13 protein-coding genes and 1 tRNA gene are annotated in these 14,470 nt (G+C 65.5%); 7 read left to right on the forward strand and 7 right to left on the reverse strand.

From position 1 onward, the window contains the following. Positions 1-34: 34 nt before the first annotated feature. Positions 35-724, forward strand: coding sequence for a DUF1326 domain-containing protein (locus GGQ64_RS19190; RefSeq protein WP_183806935.1), 690 nt, complete (start codon positions 35-37; stop codon positions 722-724). A 50-nt stretch (positions 725-774) separates the two neighbouring features. On the opposite strand, the gene iolB is transcribed toward GGQ64_RS19190, so the two are convergent. From iolB to GGQ64_RS19215, 5 genes are all read right to left on the reverse strand, one after another. Beyond that, on the reverse strand, positions 775-1,572 hold the full coding sequence (gene iolB / locus GGQ64_RS19195; protein WP_183806936.1) for a 5-deoxy-glucuronate isomerase: 798 nt from the start codon (positions 1,570-1,572) through the stop codon (positions 775-777). A 588-nt stretch (positions 1,573-2,160) separates the two neighbouring features. Then, entirely contained in the window at positions 2,161-3,060 is a 900-nt protein-coding gene (gene iolE / locus GGQ64_RS19200) for a myo-inosose-2 dehydratase (protein WP_183806937.1), read from the reverse strand. A 365-nt stretch (positions 3,061-3,425) separates the two neighbouring features. After that, the gene (gene iolD / locus GGQ64_RS19205) at positions 3,426-5,270 is read right to left on the reverse strand and encodes a 3D-(3,5/4)-trihydroxycyclohexane-1,2-dione acylhydrolase (decyclizing) (RefSeq protein WP_183806938.1); all 1,845 of its coding nucleotides are present in this window, start codon (positions 5,268-5,270) and stop codon (positions 3,426-3,428) included. Between the two features lie 404 nt (positions 5,271-5,674). Then, positions 5,675-7,609 (reverse strand): bifunctional 5-dehydro-2-deoxygluconokinase/5-dehydro-2-deoxyphosphogluconate aldolase, encoded by a 1,935-nt coding sequence (locus GGQ64_RS19210; RefSeq protein ID WP_183806939.1) that lies wholly within the window; start codon positions 7,607-7,609, stop codon positions 5,675-5,677. Between the two features lie 74 nt (positions 7,610-7,683). Beyond that, positions 7,684-8,610 (reverse strand): MurR/RpiR family transcriptional regulator, encoded by a 927-nt coding sequence (locus GGQ64_RS19215; RefSeq protein ID WP_183806940.1) that lies wholly within the window; start codon positions 8,608-8,610, stop codon positions 7,684-7,686. A gap of 135 nt (positions 8,611-8,745) precedes the next feature. Here GGQ64_RS19215 and GGQ64_RS19220 point away from each other — a divergent pair, with 135 nt between their 5' ends. Next, on the forward strand, positions 8,746-9,867 hold the full coding sequence (locus GGQ64_RS19220) for a Gfo/Idh/MocA family protein (protein ID WP_183806941.1): 1,122 nt from the start codon (positions 8,746-8,748) through the stop codon (positions 9,865-9,867). Between the two features lie 123 nt (positions 9,868-9,990). Here GGQ64_RS19220 and GGQ64_RS19225 read toward each other — a convergent pair whose 3' ends face one another. After that, positions 9,991-11,025: a calcium-binding protein gene (locus GGQ64_RS19225; protein WP_183806942.1), complete on the reverse strand. Its 1,035-nt coding sequence runs from the start codon at positions 11,023-11,025 to the stop codon at positions 9,991-9,993. A 207-nt stretch (positions 11,026-11,232) separates the two neighbouring features. On the opposite strand from GGQ64_RS19225, the gene GGQ64_RS19230 reads away from it, so the two are divergent. The 3 genes from GGQ64_RS19230 to GGQ64_RS19240 all read left to right on the forward strand — a co-directional run bounded on the left by GGQ64_RS19230 (position 11,233) and on the right by GGQ64_RS19240 (position 12,135). Continuing rightward, positions 11,233-11,322: transfer RNA gene (locus GGQ64_RS19230), tRNA-Ser, on the forward strand. Between the two features lie 141 nt (positions 11,323-11,463). Further along, positions 11,464-11,739 (forward strand): hypothetical protein, encoded by a 276-nt coding sequence (locus GGQ64_RS19235; protein ID WP_210300322.1) that lies wholly within the window; start codon positions 11,464-11,466, stop codon positions 11,737-11,739. Positions 11,740-11,910: 171 nt separating this feature from the next. Continuing rightward, on the forward strand, positions 11,911-12,135 hold the full coding sequence (locus GGQ64_RS19240; protein WP_183806944.1) for a hypothetical protein: 225 nt from the start codon (positions 11,911-11,913) through the stop codon (positions 12,133-12,135). 96 nt (positions 12,136-12,231) lie between these two features. On the opposite strand, the gene GGQ64_RS19245 is transcribed toward GGQ64_RS19240, so the two are convergent. Beyond that, positions 12,232-12,492 carry a DUF2934 domain-containing protein gene (locus GGQ64_RS19245; protein WP_183806945.1) on the reverse strand — a complete coding sequence of 87 codons (261 nt, stop codon included), beginning with the start codon at positions 12,490-12,492 and terminating at the stop codon, positions 12,232-12,234. Between the two features lie 310 nt (positions 12,493-12,802). Between GGQ64_RS19245 and GGQ64_RS19250 the strand changes: the two genes are divergently transcribed. Then, positions 12,803-12,970, forward strand: a complete 168-nt coding sequence (locus GGQ64_RS19250) for a hypothetical protein (protein WP_183806946.1) — start codon at positions 12,803-12,805, stop codon at positions 12,968-12,970. 308 nt (positions 12,971-13,278) lie between these two features. Beyond that, complete coding sequence (gene ftsZ, locus GGQ64_RS19255; RefSeq protein WP_183806947.1) at positions 13,279-14,313, forward strand: cell division protein FtsZ; 1,035 nt, start codon at positions 13,279-13,281, stop codon at positions 14,311-14,313. Positions 14,314-14,470: the final 157 nt, after the last annotated feature.

Below are 14,470 nucleotides of genomic sequence, written 5' to 3' on the forward strand. Positions count from 1 at the left end.
CTGCAAGACGCAGCGGGTCAGGGAGGATCGGAAAATGGCTGAACGATGGCTGTTCAAGAGCGAGACATATGACAACTGCAATTGCGCGATGAATTACGGGTGCCAGTTCAACCTGCCGAGCACGCATGGCTATTGCCAGTCGGCCTTCGTCGGCAGCCTTGTCGAAGGCCACTTCGGCGATACGCCGATCGCAGGCTTGAACTGGGCGGCGATGTACAAGTGGTCCGGCGAAATCAAGGACGGCAACGGCCGGCGCCTGATCGTGATCGACGAGCGTGCGGACGAGGCCCAGCGATTCGCGCTCGAAGCGATCATCTCAGGCGCGGCAGGCGAACCGGTAATCAACCTTTTCTCCGTATTCGCCACCACCTGTTCGCAATTTTGCGAGACGTTGTTCCTGCCGATTCATCTCGAAGCCGATCTGGAACTGCGAACCGCCAGGGTGGAGATACCCGGCGTCATGCGCAGCAGCGGCAGGCCGATGATCAACGAATTCACCGGCGCGCCGTTCCACATCGCGCTGGCACGTCCGAGCGGCAGTTTCGAATTTACCTACGCGGAGATCGGCCTAGGCACCACCTCGGTCATCGGGGAGATGGACATGGCCTACGAAGATTCGTGGGCCCATTTTTGTGTTCACCACTTCAACCAGGACGGTCTGGTCCGGGAGAGGTCGAGGCTCACCGCGTGGCTCTACCGCATGAGCCCGCGCGCCCATCCATGATGCCGTGGCATGCGCCGTGCCGTTGGATTGAAGTCTGAAACCCGTCGACGCTATTGGTTCAGCAGCCATTCATGCTCCTCGGCGTTGTGGAACTTCCACACCCGCTTCGGCCCGGCCATGACGTTCAGGTAGTAGAGGTCGTAGCCGTGGCAGGTGGCGCAGGGGTGGTAGCCCTTCGGCACCAGCGTCACATCTCCATCCTCCACCGCCATCGCCTCGTCGAGCGAGCGGTCGTCGGTGTAGACGCGCTGGAAGGCGAAGCCCTGCGGCGGGTTGAGGCGGTGGTAGTAGGTCTCCTCCAGGAAGCTCTCGTTCGGCAGGTCGTCGCGGTCGTGCTTGTGCGGCGGGTAGGACGAGGTGTGCCCCTCCGGCGTGATCACCTCGACCACCAGCAGCGAATGCGCAGCCCCGTCGTCCTCCGGCATGATGTTGGTGACGTGGCGGACATTGCTGCCCTTGCCGCGGACGATCTGCGGATGGGTGCCGGGCGGGATCGCCCGTGCTGCGTGGCCTCCGCCGCCGGGCGCCGAACAGACCGCAAGCTCCAGTTCCGTCTCCGCCGTCACCGACCAGTTCGAGCCGGCCGGCACGTAGAGCGCATGCGGCTGCCCGTCGAACACGCTCATCCGCTCGCCGAGCACGCCGAAGTTCTCGCCCTCCGCCGTCGCGGTCCCCTTGCCGGTGACGAAGACCAGGCAGACCTCCCGGCTCCCCGTCTCCGCCGCCACGATCTCGCCGGGCTTCATGCGGTGCAGGTCGAAGCCCACATAGGTCCAGCCCGCATTGTCCGGCGTGACATGCGTCACCCGCCCATGGGTTCCGTTCGGCTTGACGAGCAGTTTCGGCATCGGTGTCTCTCCTTGAGGTATGTGTCGTTCCAAGGCGTGCGCCCCTCACCCTAGCCCTCTCCCCGCAAGCGGGGAGAGGGGATTTTGGTCGTGGCCGGCGCTGCCGGCGCGACGCTCGTCCTTCTCCCCGTTCACGGGGAGAAAGTGCCGGCAGGCGGATGAGGGGCGGCAGCGCCCGCTCGCCTATGCTTCTTTCGGCAGGTGGCCGAGCCCAATCTCCCTCTTCTCCCCAGCGGGGAGAAGGTGGCCACTAGGGCCGGATGAGGGGGCAGCCGCGCCCCCAGCGCCCGTGGCCCCCTCATCGCCTCGCTTCGCTCGGCACTTCTCCCCGAGGGGAGAAGAGGCGCCTGCGGCGCGTCACCCCCACCCGCCGCGATCGCTGCCCATGTTTCTTCCGGCAGACGGCTGACCCGACCTCCCTCTTCTCCCCAGCGGGGAGAAGGTGGCCCGAAGGGCCGGATGAGGGGGCAGCCGCGCCCGCAGTGCGTGCAGCCCTTACACCCTCCCCTTGAGGGGGAGGGTCGGCGCGCAGCGCCGGGGTGGGGTGACCGCCCGAACCTCGGCGCAAGGACTGCGCGCGTCAGCCCCTCATCCCCGGTCCAGCCCCGCCTCCCTCGCGAACGCCTTCAGCGCCTTCAGCCCCATCGACTGGTATTCGAACGGGTTGCGCACCAGCGGATCCTGTTCGGCCTCGATCACCAGCCAGCCGTCATAGCCATGCTCGGCGGCGATCTTCAGCACCGGCAGGAAGTCGACGCCGCCCTCCGGGTCGCCGGGGACGGTGAAGACGCCGCGGCGCACGCCTTCGAGGAACGACAGTCGCTCGCCCTCGACTTGCCTGCGGATCGCCGGCCGCACGTTCTTGGCATGGATGTGGCGCACCCGGTCCATGTATTTCCCCGCCAGCGCTGCCGGATCGGAGCCGCCGAACCAGGCGTGGCCTGTGTCGAGCAGGAGCTTCGTGGCCGGCCCGGTATGCGCCATCAGCCTGTCGATCTCCTCGCCGGTCTGAACCACGGTGCCCATGTGATGGTGATAGACGAGGTCGATGCCCTGGCCGGCGCAGTATTGCGCGATCGCCTCGATGTCGGCGCCGAATTTCGCCCAGGCAGCCTCGGGCAGCACCGGCTTGTCGGCCAGTGCGGTGCCGTCGTCGCCATGGATGGCGTTGGAAGTCTCGCAGACGATGCAGACCTTGCAGCCGTTCGCCTTCAGCATGTCGAGGTGCGGCTGGATCGCTCGTTTCTCCGCTTCGACGTCGTGATCGAGAAGGTTCAGCGAATGCCAGCCGGAAACGAAGACGAGCTTGTGCGCGGCCAGCACCTTTTTCAACTCCACGCCGTCGTTCGGCATCTTGTGACCCTTTTCGATGCCGTCGAAGCCGATCGTCTCGCAGTCGGACAGGCAGTCCTCAAGCGTCAGATGCGCCCCGATCGTCCGGTCGTCGTCATTGCTCCAGGCGATCGGGTTGGTGCCATAGCGGATCATGTGGTTCTCTCTTTCTCGATATAAATCCCGTACTCACAAACCCCTCCCGCCCTGCCGGGCACCCTCCCCACAAGGGGGAGGGGGACCAAGCCGCCACACGGGCTCCCTCTTCTGCCCATCGGGGAGAAGGTGGCCCGAAGGGCCGGATGAGGGGGGCGCGGCAAACGCAGAGCTTGCGGCTCCCCCTCATCGCCTCGCTTTGCTCGGCACTTCTCCCCGAGGGGAGAAGAGGAAGTCGCCGCGATGCGTCGCCAAATGGTGAGGTCTGGCGAAGGTGGCGCCGCCCGTTTCCCTCCCCCTTGTGGGGAGGGTGCCCGGCAGGGCGGGAGGGGTCTTGATACACGCTCCCATGCCATCCATCAGCCTCACCGCTGCGCCTTCCGCGCCGCCTCGTATGCCTCCCGTGCGGCGTTCACCTGCGGCCTGGCGCTCACCTCGGGGACGGCCACGTCCCACCAGTGGCCGCCGGCTTCGGTGGTGACCAGCGGATCGGTGTCGATGACGATCACGGAGGTGCGGTCGTTGCCCTTGCTCTGGGCGATCGCCGTCTCCAGGTCGGCGATGGACGCGACCTTGACCGCAACCGCTCCCATGCTTTCCGCATGCGCGCGGAAGTCGATGTCGGGCAGCGCCTCGATCCGTGCGTCCTTCAAAAGATTGTTGAAGTTGGCGCCGCCGGTCGCCATCTGCAGCCGGTTGATGCAGCCGTAGCCGCGATTGTCGAGCACCACGATCGTCAGCTTCTGCCCGAGCATGATCGAGGTCGAAAGCTCGGAATTGGCCATCATGTAGGAGCCGTCTCCCACCATGACGACGACGTCGGCCTCCGGGCGCGCCATCTTCACGCCGAGCCCGCCGGCGATCTCATAGCCCATGCAGGAGAAGCCGTATTCCATGTGGTAGCTGCCCGGATGACCGGCGTGCCAGAGCTTGTGCAACTCACCCGGCAGGCCGCCGGCCGCGCAGACGAGGATGGAGTTCTCGCCGCCGATGGCGCGCTGCACGGCGCCGATCACCTGGCCGTCGGAGGGAAGGGCGGCATTGGTCGCAGCCGTCGCCTGCCGCGACGCCTGGGTCCACTCGGCCTTGCGCCTGGCTGCGGCCGCCTCGACGGCGGACGGGGCGTTCCAGCCGCCGAGCGCTTCGGAGAGCAGCGTCAGCCCCTCGCGCGCATCGCAGACGAGCGGCAGCGCGTCATGCTTGGCGGCGTCGAAGGCGGTGGTGTTCAGCCCGACGATCCGGGCTTTCTCGTTCTTGAACAGCGCCCAGGAGCCGGTGGTGAAATCCTGCAGGCGTGTGCCGACGGCGAGGATCAGGTCGGCCTCCTCCGCAAAGGCATTGGCGGCAGAGGTGCCGGTCACGCCGATCGATCCCATGCACAGCGGATGATCGTCGGGGATCGCCGACTTGCCGGCCTGGGTGACGGCGACGGGAACGCCGTGCATGCCGGCGAATGCCTTGAGCTCTGCGGTGGCGCGCGAATAGAGAACGCCGCCGCCGGCGATGATCAGCGGCTTCTCGGCGTGCCGTATCGCCTCCAGCGCCGTGGCGAATTCGTCCGCATCCGGTCGCGGCCGCCGCTCCTTCCAGACGCGTTCGGCAAACAGGCTTTCGGGATAGTCGTAGGCCTCGGCCTGCACGTCCTGGCAGAGCGACAGCGTCACCGGGCCGCAATCGACCGGATCCGTCAGCACCTGCATGGCGCGCTTCAGTGCCGGGATGATCTGCTCGGGCCGGGTGATGCGGTCGAAATAGCGCGACACGCAGCGAAACGCGTCGTTGACCGTCACCGTGCCGTCGCCGAAATCCTCGATCTGCTGCAGGACGGGATCGGGAATGCGGTTGGCGAAGACGTCGCCGGGCAGAAACAGCACGGGCAGGCGGTTCACATGTGCCACGCCCGCCGCCGTCACCATGTTCAGCGCGCCGGGGCCAATCGAGGTGGTGCAGGCCATGAAGCGCTGGCGGAAACTCGACTTGGCATAGGCGACTGCCGCATGCGCCATGCCCTGCTCGTTGTGGGCGCGAAACGTCGGCAGTTCGTCGCGCACCTGGTAGAGCGCCTCGCCCATGCCGGCGACGTTGCCGTGGCCGAAGATCGCCCAGACGCCGCCGAAGATCGGCACTTTCCTGCCGTCCACGATCGTCATCTGGCTTTTAAGAAAATGCGCGACGGCCTGCGCCATCGTCAGCCGGATCGTCCTCGCCATCGGGTCCTCCACCCAGTGTTCTGTCGTCGTTCATTTTCCCCTCCCTGTCAGGGATGGGCAATAGCGTTGGCCGTCCCCCCTCATCCGGCCCTCCGGGCCACCTTCTCCCCGAGGGGAGAAGAGGAACTGCCGCGCCCTCTCGTCTCTCCTCTCCCCTCGGGGAGAGGTCCGCCAAGCGAAGCGGAGGCGGGGTGAGGGGGCATCTGCGCCTGCATTTTTCCCCTCCCGCCTTTGGATATTCCCCTCCCCAACCCCTCCCCACAAGGGGGAGGGGCTAACCTGGGGCCACCGCCCTGCCAAACGCATCCTTGCTTCATGTCCAGAGGTTGCGGAAGGGACAAGGACGGTACGGCAGGCCAAGCCCCTCCCCCTTGTGGGGAGGGGTTGGGGAGGGGACTTTCTATCTATTTCAACCCGCGAGTCTCCAACCACGCATCCGTCAGTTCGCCGAACCGCCCGGCCATCTCGGTGATCGCCGCCTCGTCTTCGATCCGACCGGCGAGCCATTCGCGTGCGGCATCGACGAAGATCGTGCGGCCCACCGCGAAGCCCTTCACGGCTGGGGCCGCCTTCGTCGCCTCGAAGGCCTTCACCAGTTCTTCCTTCGGCGCCTCGAGCCCCAGAAGGACGATGCCGCGGCAATAGGGGTCGTTTCGTTCGATCACCGCGTCGATGTTCTTCCACGCCTGCTGCGAAGCCTGCGGTTCCAGCTTCCACCAGTCCGGCTTGATGCCGAGGTCGTAGAGCTCCTGCAGTGCAGTCGAAACGGTCTCGGCCGTAAGCGGCCCGCTCTTGCCGGCGATGATCTCGATCAGCAGTTCGCGCCCCACCCGCCGGGCTGCCTCGAACAGCGCGCGCAGTTTCTCCTGCTGCTCCGCCTTCAGCGCGGCCGGGTCGTCGGGATGATAGAAGCACAGGCACTTGATGCAATGGTTTACCGGCCACTCGACCAACTGCGAGCCGATGTCCTGGCTGAATTCGAATCGCAAGGGCCGGGAGCCTGGCAGTTCCACCGGCCGGCCGATCCAGGAGAAGCCCTTCCCGGCGGCGTCGAAGAAGGCGTCTCGGCCGAAGCGCTCGTCGATCAGCATGCCGTAGCCGGGCCGACCGCCGGCCACGCGCGCGGCAGCCTCCACCGTCAGCCTCTTGAAGGCGGAGATCTTCTCGTGCGGTGCGCCCGCCTGGTCGGCGAGGTCGACGAGCTGCATGCGGTGGTCGCAGGCGAGCGCCATCAGAAGCGGGATCTCGCCGCGCCGCGTCGTTGCCCAGTGGATGTTGTTGATCGCCTCGTCCTTGCGCAGCGCCCTGTGGCTGCTGCCGCGTTCGAGGAAATGGGACAGCTCCGCCCAGGTCGGATACTCGGGCGAGCAGAGCAGGCGGGAGACGGCGAAGGCGCCGCAGGCATTGGCCCAGGTGGCCGACGTCGCGTGATCCTCGCCCGAAAGCCAGCCGCGCAGGAAGCCTGACATGAAGGCGTCGCCGGCGCCGAGCACGTTGTAGACCTCGATCGGAAACCCCTGGCCGATGACGCCGTCCTCGAGGTCGTCGCTGATCGGCCCGTCATAGACGATGCAACCCATGGCGCCGCGCTTCAGCACGATCGTCGCCGCCGAGACGGCGCGGATCGCCTTCAGCGAGGACAGGACGTCGTCGGCGCCGGAGGCGATCATGATCTCCTCCTCGGTGCCGACGATCAGGTCGCAGTCCGGCAGAACCGACTTCATCAGGGCCGAGACCCGATCCGATTTGACATAGCGCTCGAAGCCTTCCGCGTGACCGGCAAGGCCCCAGAGATTGGGGCGATAGTCGACGTCGAAGATGACCTTGCGGCCGACCGCCCTGGCGATACGGATCGCCTTGCGTTGCGCGGCCTCCGTGTTGGCCATCGAGAAATGCGTGCCCGAGACGAGGACGGCGCGCGACGAGCGGATGAAGGCCTCGTCGATGTCGTCCTCGCTGAGCGCCATGTCGGCACAGTCGGTGCGCACGAAGATCATCGGCGAGACGCCCTCGGCCTCGATCGCCAGCAGCACCAGCGCCGTCAGGCGCTGCGGGTCGGTGACGATGCCGGCGGTAGCGACACCCTCGCGGCCGCATTGCTCGCGGATGAAGCGGCCCATCTGCTCGTCGCCGACGCGGGTGATCAGGCCGGACTTCAGCCCGAGCCGCGCCGTGCCTATGGCGATGTTGGCCGGGCAGCCGCCCACCGACTTGGCGAACGAGGCGATGTCCTCGAGCCTGCTTCCGAGCTGCTGGCCGTAGAGGTCCACGGAGGAGCGGCCGATCGCAATGACATCGAGCGTCGCATCCGCCAAGGTGTCTGGGTCTTCTGTCGGCATGAGGTCCTCCCGTAGGCGCGACCCGGCTGGCCGGTTCCCGCACGCCGAAATGAAACATCAATTCCAGACGTCAGTCAATTCGGAATATTTGTTCCATTGCGGTTCGCAGCCACAGCCTTGCCGCCGCGCCCGCGCTGGCGGCGCTTCTCGGCGATTGCGACCGGCAGCGCCATGGCGAGCGCCATCGATGCGGACAGCGAGCGGAAGCCGCCGTAGTCCGCCTCCGTGACCTCGAACCAGTGCGTGGCGCAGCCCGAAAGCGGCGAGAAGGCCGAATCGGTGATCGCCACGATCGGCACGCCCCGTTCGCCGAGCGCCTGCGCCTGGCCGATGCTCTCGGCGGCATAGGGCGCGAAGCTCACTGCGATCGCCGCATCCCGTGGTGTCGCGAAGCCCGCGAGTTCCGCGTCGATCCCGTTCGGCGAGGCGATCATCTGGTGGCGGATGCCGAGCTTGCCGAAGGCATAGGCCATGTGCGCGGTCAGCGGGTAGGAGCGGCGCTTGGCGACCAGGTAGATCGTCTCCGCCCCGGCGAGAAGCTCGACCGCCCGGGAAAAGACGTCCCTGTCGATCGTCGCCGCGAGCCGTGCCACCGATTGGCTGGCTGCGGCGATGAAGCCGGTCAGCAACTCATCTTCCGCATCCGCGACTGAGCCCTGCTCCAGCGTCGCCAGCCGTTCCTCGTAGGTGAGCGTGCGGTCGCGCAGGCGCTCGCGGAAGACGGTCTGCAGGTCGGAAAATCCGTCGAAACCGAGATGGTGGGCGAGACGGACGAGCGTGGACGGCTGCACCTCGGCGGCGGAAGCGATACTGGCCGCGGTTCCGAAGGCGATTTCGTCCGGGTGCCCGAGCGCATAGGCCGCCACCTGCGCCAGCCGCTTCGGCATCGCCGCCTTGCGCTCGATGATGACGCTGCGCAGACTGTCGAAGTCGCGCGGCACGCGGATCGGCCCGTCCTGCCTGGAATCCTCGTTCTGATGGTCGTCCTGATGATCGTCCATGCGCGATCCAAATCCCCGGTGCAGCGTCGTCACGTCGAAAGTGAAACATTTATTCCATGAAATGCAGAAAGTGTCACTTTCATTCCGAAATATTCAGGTCCATCATCCAGGGCTTCGTCAGAAGGAGGAGATATGATGGCAGGCATCGGCGTCGGATTGATCGGTACGGGATATATGGGCAAGTGTCACGCGCTCGCCTGGAACAATGTTGCAACCATTTTCGGCGATGTCGAGCGCCCGCGCCTGGTCCATCTCGCCGAACGCGACGCCGGGCTTGCGCAGGCGAGGGCGCGCGAATTCGGCTTCGCCAGGGCCACCTCCGACTGGCGCGAACTGCTGTCCGATCCCGACGTCGACGTCGTCTCGATAACGACGCCGAACCAGTTCCACGCCGAGATGGCGATCGCGGCACTTCAGGCCGGCAAGCACGTCTGGTGCGAGAAGCCGATGGCGACCTCGCTCGCCGACGCCGAGCGCATGGAGGCGACGGCAAGGCGATCCGGCCGGGTCGCGATCATGGGCTACAACTACATTCAGAACCCGGTGATGCGCCACATCCGCACTCTCCTCGACGAGGGCGCGATCGGCACCGTCAACCAGGTTCGCGTGGAAATGGACGAGGACTTCATGGCCGATCCGCAGGCCCCGTTCTCGCCGCGCAGCGAGAAGGCCTCGGGCTACGGTGCGCTTGACGATTTCGCCGTGCACACGCTGTCGCTGTTGTGGAACCTGTTCGGCCATGCCGAAGCCGTCATGACGGATCTCGGCAAGCCCTATGCGGATCGTCCGCTCGAGGCCGGCGGGCGGCGCGCCGTCGAAAACCACGACCAGGCCAATGTCCTGCTGCGCCTTGCCGGCGGCATTTCCGCAGTCCTGATGGTCAACCGCGCCGCCTTTGGCCGCAAGGGACGGATCGCGCTGCAGATCTTCGGCTCGAAGGGCGCGATCCTCTACGACCAGGAGCGGATGAACGAATTCCAGATTTATCGCGCCACCGACCGCGCAGGCGAGCAGGGCTTTGCCACCGTTCTCGCCGGCCCGCAGCATAGCCCCTATGGCAGCTTCGTGCCGGCCCCCGGCCACAGCCTGGGCTTCAACGATCTCAAGGTCATCGAATGCCGTGAACTTCTGGCCGCGATCGCAGGCAAGCCTTACCGTGCGGTGGATTTTTCCGAGGGGCTGCGGATCGAACGCTCGGTCCACGCCATGGCGCAGTCGTTTGCCGAGCGCCGCTGGGTGGACGTGGCCGCCGGGTGAGGCGGGCGTCGCCGGGCCTATGGCCGACGTCATCGGCGGGCTCGACCGGTCAGGCCCGCGGATGACGCAGAAAAGGGCGGAGGGCAGGGCGCCGGTGATCACCGCCGCCCTGCCGCATTCGGTTCAGAGGATGAAGTCGCTCGAATAGTACTTCGTCAGGTTGGCATCGATCTGGAAATCGGCCCGGCCGTCGCCGTCGACATCGCCGGAGATGATGTGGCCGGAGTAGCGCAGCTCGCCCGCCTTGTCGTGGAAGGACTGGTTGCCGATGAAGGTGAAGGACTGGTTGCCGCTGCGATTGATGTTGGCGTCGATGTTGCTGACGTCGATCTTGTCCTTCTCCGAGCGGTAGAAATCCTCGATCACGTCGCGGCTGCTGCCGACGACGGAATCCTTGATCGAATCGAAGATGAAGTGGTCCGATCCCGTACCGCCATCGAGAAAGTCGCGGCCGCGGCCGCCCACGAGGTCGTCGTTGCCGTTGCCGCCCAGGAGTTCGTCGCTGCCCGAGCCGCCGTAGAGGTAGTCGTTGCCGCTGCGCCCCGACAGGATGTCGTTGCCGCTGCCGCCTTCCAGGTCGTTGGCGCCGGAATTGCCGCGCAGGGTGTCGGCGAAGCCCGTGCCGATGGCGTTTTCGATGCTGGCGAAGGTTTCCTTGTTGGAGCCGACCTTCGCGTACTTGCTGTCGAGGTCCACGAGAACGCCGCGGCCTTCCAGGTCGCTGTCGTCCTGCAGTTCGTAGCTCAGCGTGTCGTTGCCGGAGCCGCCGCTGAAATAGTTGTCGTAGCCGGCCGAGAGGAACGTGTCGTCGTCGTCGCCGCCGTAGTAGTCGCTCTGCAGCGTCAGGACCTCGAACCAGTCGTCGCCCGAACCGCCATAGACCTTGTCGTAGTAGTCGTCGTCGATGGCGTAGCCGTCGTGGATATAGGTGTCGTTGCCCGAGCCGAGGTAGATCTTGTTGCCGCCCTCGAACGAGTTCTTCACATAGTCGTTGCCGCTGCCCGCCTCGACATAGTTGAAGCCGCCATAGGAGCTGACGAGGTTGAGGTAGATCTTGTCGTTGCCGCCATAGGTGAAGATGTCCACTTCATCGCGGCTGTTCTGGGTGACAGTGTCGCGTCCGCTGGTGCCGTAGAAGGTGTAGCCGTTCCAACCCATGATGCTCGTCCTCTTCCTTGCAATGATTCGTTGCTGGAGGGGAGCTTATGCATCTTTTTCTGAATGTGCGTTGAATGGAGCGTTCACGTCCGGGTGAAGAAACGGTCCCGCCGCCGCGGCCCGGCGAGGCGGCGCGCTAAAAATCCGGTCGGCTGCCGAAAGCAGTTGATTAGCGCGCGTCTTTTCTTTATCAGCCCCAGCGTGGACGGAGAGGTGGCCGAGTGGTCGAAGGCGCTCCCCTGCTAAGGGAGTATACCCGGAAGGGTATCGTGGGTTCGAATCCCATCTTCTCCGCCATCCACAGCTCCTGATCGGGTCATCGATTTTTCGGGTGATCCGGGGCAATATATGCATCAGAATTCCCTTTCCCGGCTCCTCCCGCGGCGCGTCTGCGTTTTTGGGGGCGAGCGGTTTCATTTGATGCGGAGCGACGGGCCGATGAGCAAGCGAGATCCGAAAATCGTCATGTCTCCACTGTCCTGCAAGTTCACGGCCGACGGGATGACGATCGATGTCGAGATCTATCAGTTGGAGGGCGCGGTGGGCTGGGTGCTCGAGCTGGCCGAAGCGGATGGCAGCTCGACCGTCTGGGAGGAGCTCTTCCCCACCGACCAGGCGGCATGGGAAGAATTTGAGCAGGGCGTCCGGGAGATCGGGCTGATCGCGCTCCTTGATGCTGACGAGGACGAGGACGGGCCGCCGACGCTGCATTGAGATGCCGTCCAGGCTGCACCGGATTGCGGCGCTGCACGCCTTCGCTTTCGGCACCGATCGCGGGGCCGCTCCATGCTGGTTCGACGGAACCTTACGATGTGATACACTTGTTGATCGCTTGTGCCGCCAGGGCGGAGGGCGCACTGTTTTCCACCAGCTAGGGAGGTGTCGATGATTACGCGCTTTATCCGAGCCGACGACTTCGTCGGGCCGGGTGATCTTGCCATGCTGCAGCGGGTCTTTGACGAACTCTGCAAGGAGTGCCTGCTGTCGCAGAGGTCCGCCGCCGCGGACGAACTCGCCAGGCAGGTCATCCAGCTCTACAAGGCCGGAGCTCGCGAACCGGAGAAGCTCATCTCCATGGCCGGCAACCGCCTGCGGCGCCCGACGGGCTGAACCGCGCGAGGCCGCACCGGCAGGCCTGAACCGGCAGGCCGAACGGGCCGGGCTGAACCGGCCCCACCTGCATATCCGATAGACGCAAAACTGGCTTCAGGCGGGATCCGCAGCCGGCTTGGCGCGACGTTTTGCCGGTTGCTTCCCGGCGGGTTGCTTGGTGGCGGGCTTCTGTGTTGCCGGCTTCGCGGCCGCAACCTTCCGGGCGGCGGGTTTCCCGGTTGATGCGGGCGTTTCGACTTCTTCCTCGGCCTGCCGCCAGTGGCGCTCGTCCTGGCCCTGCGGCCGTCCTTCCGTCTCCCAGATCGCATAGGCCTTCTTGCGGATCAGTTCCTGCTTCTCGCTGCCGTTCGTCATTCGCTGTCTCCTAGTTTCCCAAGACACGGTTTCACAAGACACCTCAAGAGCGCCGCAGAGCGACAATGTTCCATGCTGCGCGATCCGTCCACCGTTTCGATGTCGCAGCCGTGCGGATGATCGGGCTGGACCGGCCTTGCCGTCCGGGCGCTCGACGACGTTGCACTGGCTCCTCCCGCGCCACGCATGGCGTGGACGGGTCGGGACGCGGGCGGTGTTCACGAAACCGTTATCTCCGGTTGCGAAACAAATCCGCATGGCTCGCGCGTCTACGTAGAGTGGGTGGCTCAAAATGGGGCAGGAGGCAGGCTTGCAGAAAAGCAACGGTCCGGAAAAGGCGGTCACGGTCGTCCAGCAGAGCGGCAAGTGGGTCGTCACGGTGCGTATCGACGACAGCACGATGCATTCGGCATTCGCGAGCGAGGACGAGGCAAGGAAATACGAGGCCTACCACCGCGACAGGCTGGGCCTGAGGTAGTCTCTCTTCCCGTTCGCAACAAGGCCCGGCATCCGGGGCCTGTCTCCGCTGCGCGCCGCATCGCGTCCGCGGCCTCGCCGTCGTGCCCGCTTTCCTGTTCATAGGCCGCGATGGAAACCCTCCTGCCGGCAGAAAGTCACATTTTTCAGCTCTCTATGATTCGTGCGCGACTCGCTGGAGGGAACTGCCGGTTGCGTTCATTTGCGGCGGACATCTGTTATCCAATATCTACGAACAGGGATGCGGTGATTCGCGATTGTCGTCAGGCTGGCAGCGTGACGCCCCCCGATGCTACGAGGAGACGAGACATGACGAATGCCCGGGCCCATGAGATCGCGGAAATGCGACCGAAGATCACGGTGATCGGCGTCGGCGGCGGTGGCGGCAATGCGGTGAACAACATGATCACCGAAGACCTCCAGGGCGCCGACTTCGTTGTCGCCAATACCGATGCCCAGGCGTTGGCCATGTCGAAGTCGACGCGGATCATCCAGCTCGGCTCCGACATCACCGGCGGGCTCGGCGCGGGTGCGCACCCGGAAATCGGCCGGGCAGCGGCGGAAGAATCGATCGACGAGATCATGGACCACCTGTCCGGCACGCACATGTGCTTCGTCACCGCCGGCATGGGCGGCGGAACCGGCACGGGTGCGGCTGCCGTCATCGCCGAGGCGGCGCGAAAGGCCGGCATCCTCACGGTCGGCGTGGTCACCAAGCCGTTCAGCTTCGAAGGCCGGCGCCGCATGCAGATGGCGGACGAGGGCATTACCCGCCTGCGCGAGAGCGCCGACACCGTCATCGTCATTCCCAACCAGAACCTGTTCCGCGTCGCGACCGCCAACACCACTTTCGCCGATGCCTTCATCATGGCCGACCGGGTACTCTACTCCGGCGTCAGCTGCATCACCGACCTGATCGTCAAGGAAGGCCTGATCAATCTCGACTTCGCCGACGTCCGCGCGGTCATGAAGGACATGGGCCGGGCGATGATGGGCACCGGCGAGGCATCGGGCGAGGGCAGGGCGATGAAGGCGGCAGAAGCCGCGATTGCCAACCCGCTTCTGGACGAGGCCTCGATGAAGGGCGCCCAGGGCGTGCTCATCTCCATTTCCGGCGGCACCGACATGACGCTGTTCGAAGTGGACGAGGCCGCCTCGCGCATTCGCGACGAGGTTCACCACGACGCCAACATCGTCGTCGGCGCGATCTTTGACAAGGACCTGGCCGGCACCTTCCGCGTCTCGGTCGTGGCGACCGGGCTCGGCGCCGGCGAGGTCGAGGAAGTCCAGCCGGGCACCGGCGCCGCCGTCGCGCCGGGCATGGTGGTCAATTTCCAGCGCTGACAGCCGGCGTTGGCAGATATCACGGGCCCGGTTTCGCCGGGCCTCGACAGCGCCGGGATCCTTCCGGCTCGAAGGCGCAGCCCCTCTGTTTTTCCCTCGCAATTTTTCCCCGGCACTGGCAAAGCCGCATCATGTCTGCCGCGCGAGCATTTTTTCG

It is taken from the genome of Mycoplana azooxidifex, assembly GCF_014196765.1.
GTDB lineage: Bacteria > Pseudomonadota > Alphaproteobacteria > Rhizobiales > Rhizobiaceae > Mycoplana > Mycoplana azooxidifex.

Bases quoted from the DNA above. Each gene is read 5' to 3' on its own strand.
- GGQ64_RS19190 (WP_183806935.1), top strand. From the start codon at position 35: ATGGCTGAACGATGGCTGTTCAAGAGCGAGACATATGACAACTGCAAT.
- iolB (WP_183806936.1), bottom strand. From the start codon at position 1,572: ATGCCGAAACTGCTCGTCAAGCCGAACGGAACCCATGGGCGGGTGACG.
- iolE (WP_183806937.1), bottom strand. From the start codon at position 3,060: ATGATCCGCTATGGCACCAACCCGATCGCCTGGAGCAATGACGACGAC.
- iolD (WP_183806938.1), bottom strand. From the start codon at position 5,270: ATGGCGAGGACGATCCGGCTGACGATGGCGCAGGCCGTCGCGCATTTT.
- GGQ64_RS19210 (WP_183806939.1), bottom strand. From the start codon at position 7,609: ATGCCGACAGAAGACCCAGACACCTTGGCGGATGCGACGCTCGATGTC.
- GGQ64_RS19215 (WP_183806940.1), bottom strand. From the start codon at position 8,610: ATGGACGATCATCAGGACGACCATCAGAACGAGGATTCCAGGCAGGAC.
- GGQ64_RS19220 (WP_183806941.1), top strand. From the start codon at position 8,746: ATGGCAGGCATCGGCGTCGGATTGATCGGTACGGGATATATGGGCAAG.
- GGQ64_RS19225 (WP_183806942.1), bottom strand. From the start codon at position 11,025: ATGGGTTGGAACGGCTACACCTTCTACGGCACCAGCGGACGCGACACT.
- GGQ64_RS19235 (WP_210300322.1), top strand. From the start codon at position 11,464: ATGAGCAAGCGAGATCCGAAAATCGTCATGTCTCCACTGTCCTGCAAG.
- GGQ64_RS19240 (WP_183806944.1), top strand. From the start codon at position 11,911: ATGATTACGCGCTTTATCCGAGCCGACGACTTCGTCGGGCCGGGTGAT.
- GGQ64_RS19245 (WP_183806945.1), bottom strand. From the start codon at position 12,492: ATGACGAACGGCAGCGAGAAGCAGGAACTGATCCGCAAGAAGGCCTAT.
- ftsZ (WP_183806947.1), top strand. From the start codon at position 13,279: ATGACGAATGCCCGGGCCCATGAGATCGCGGAAATGCGACCGAAGATC.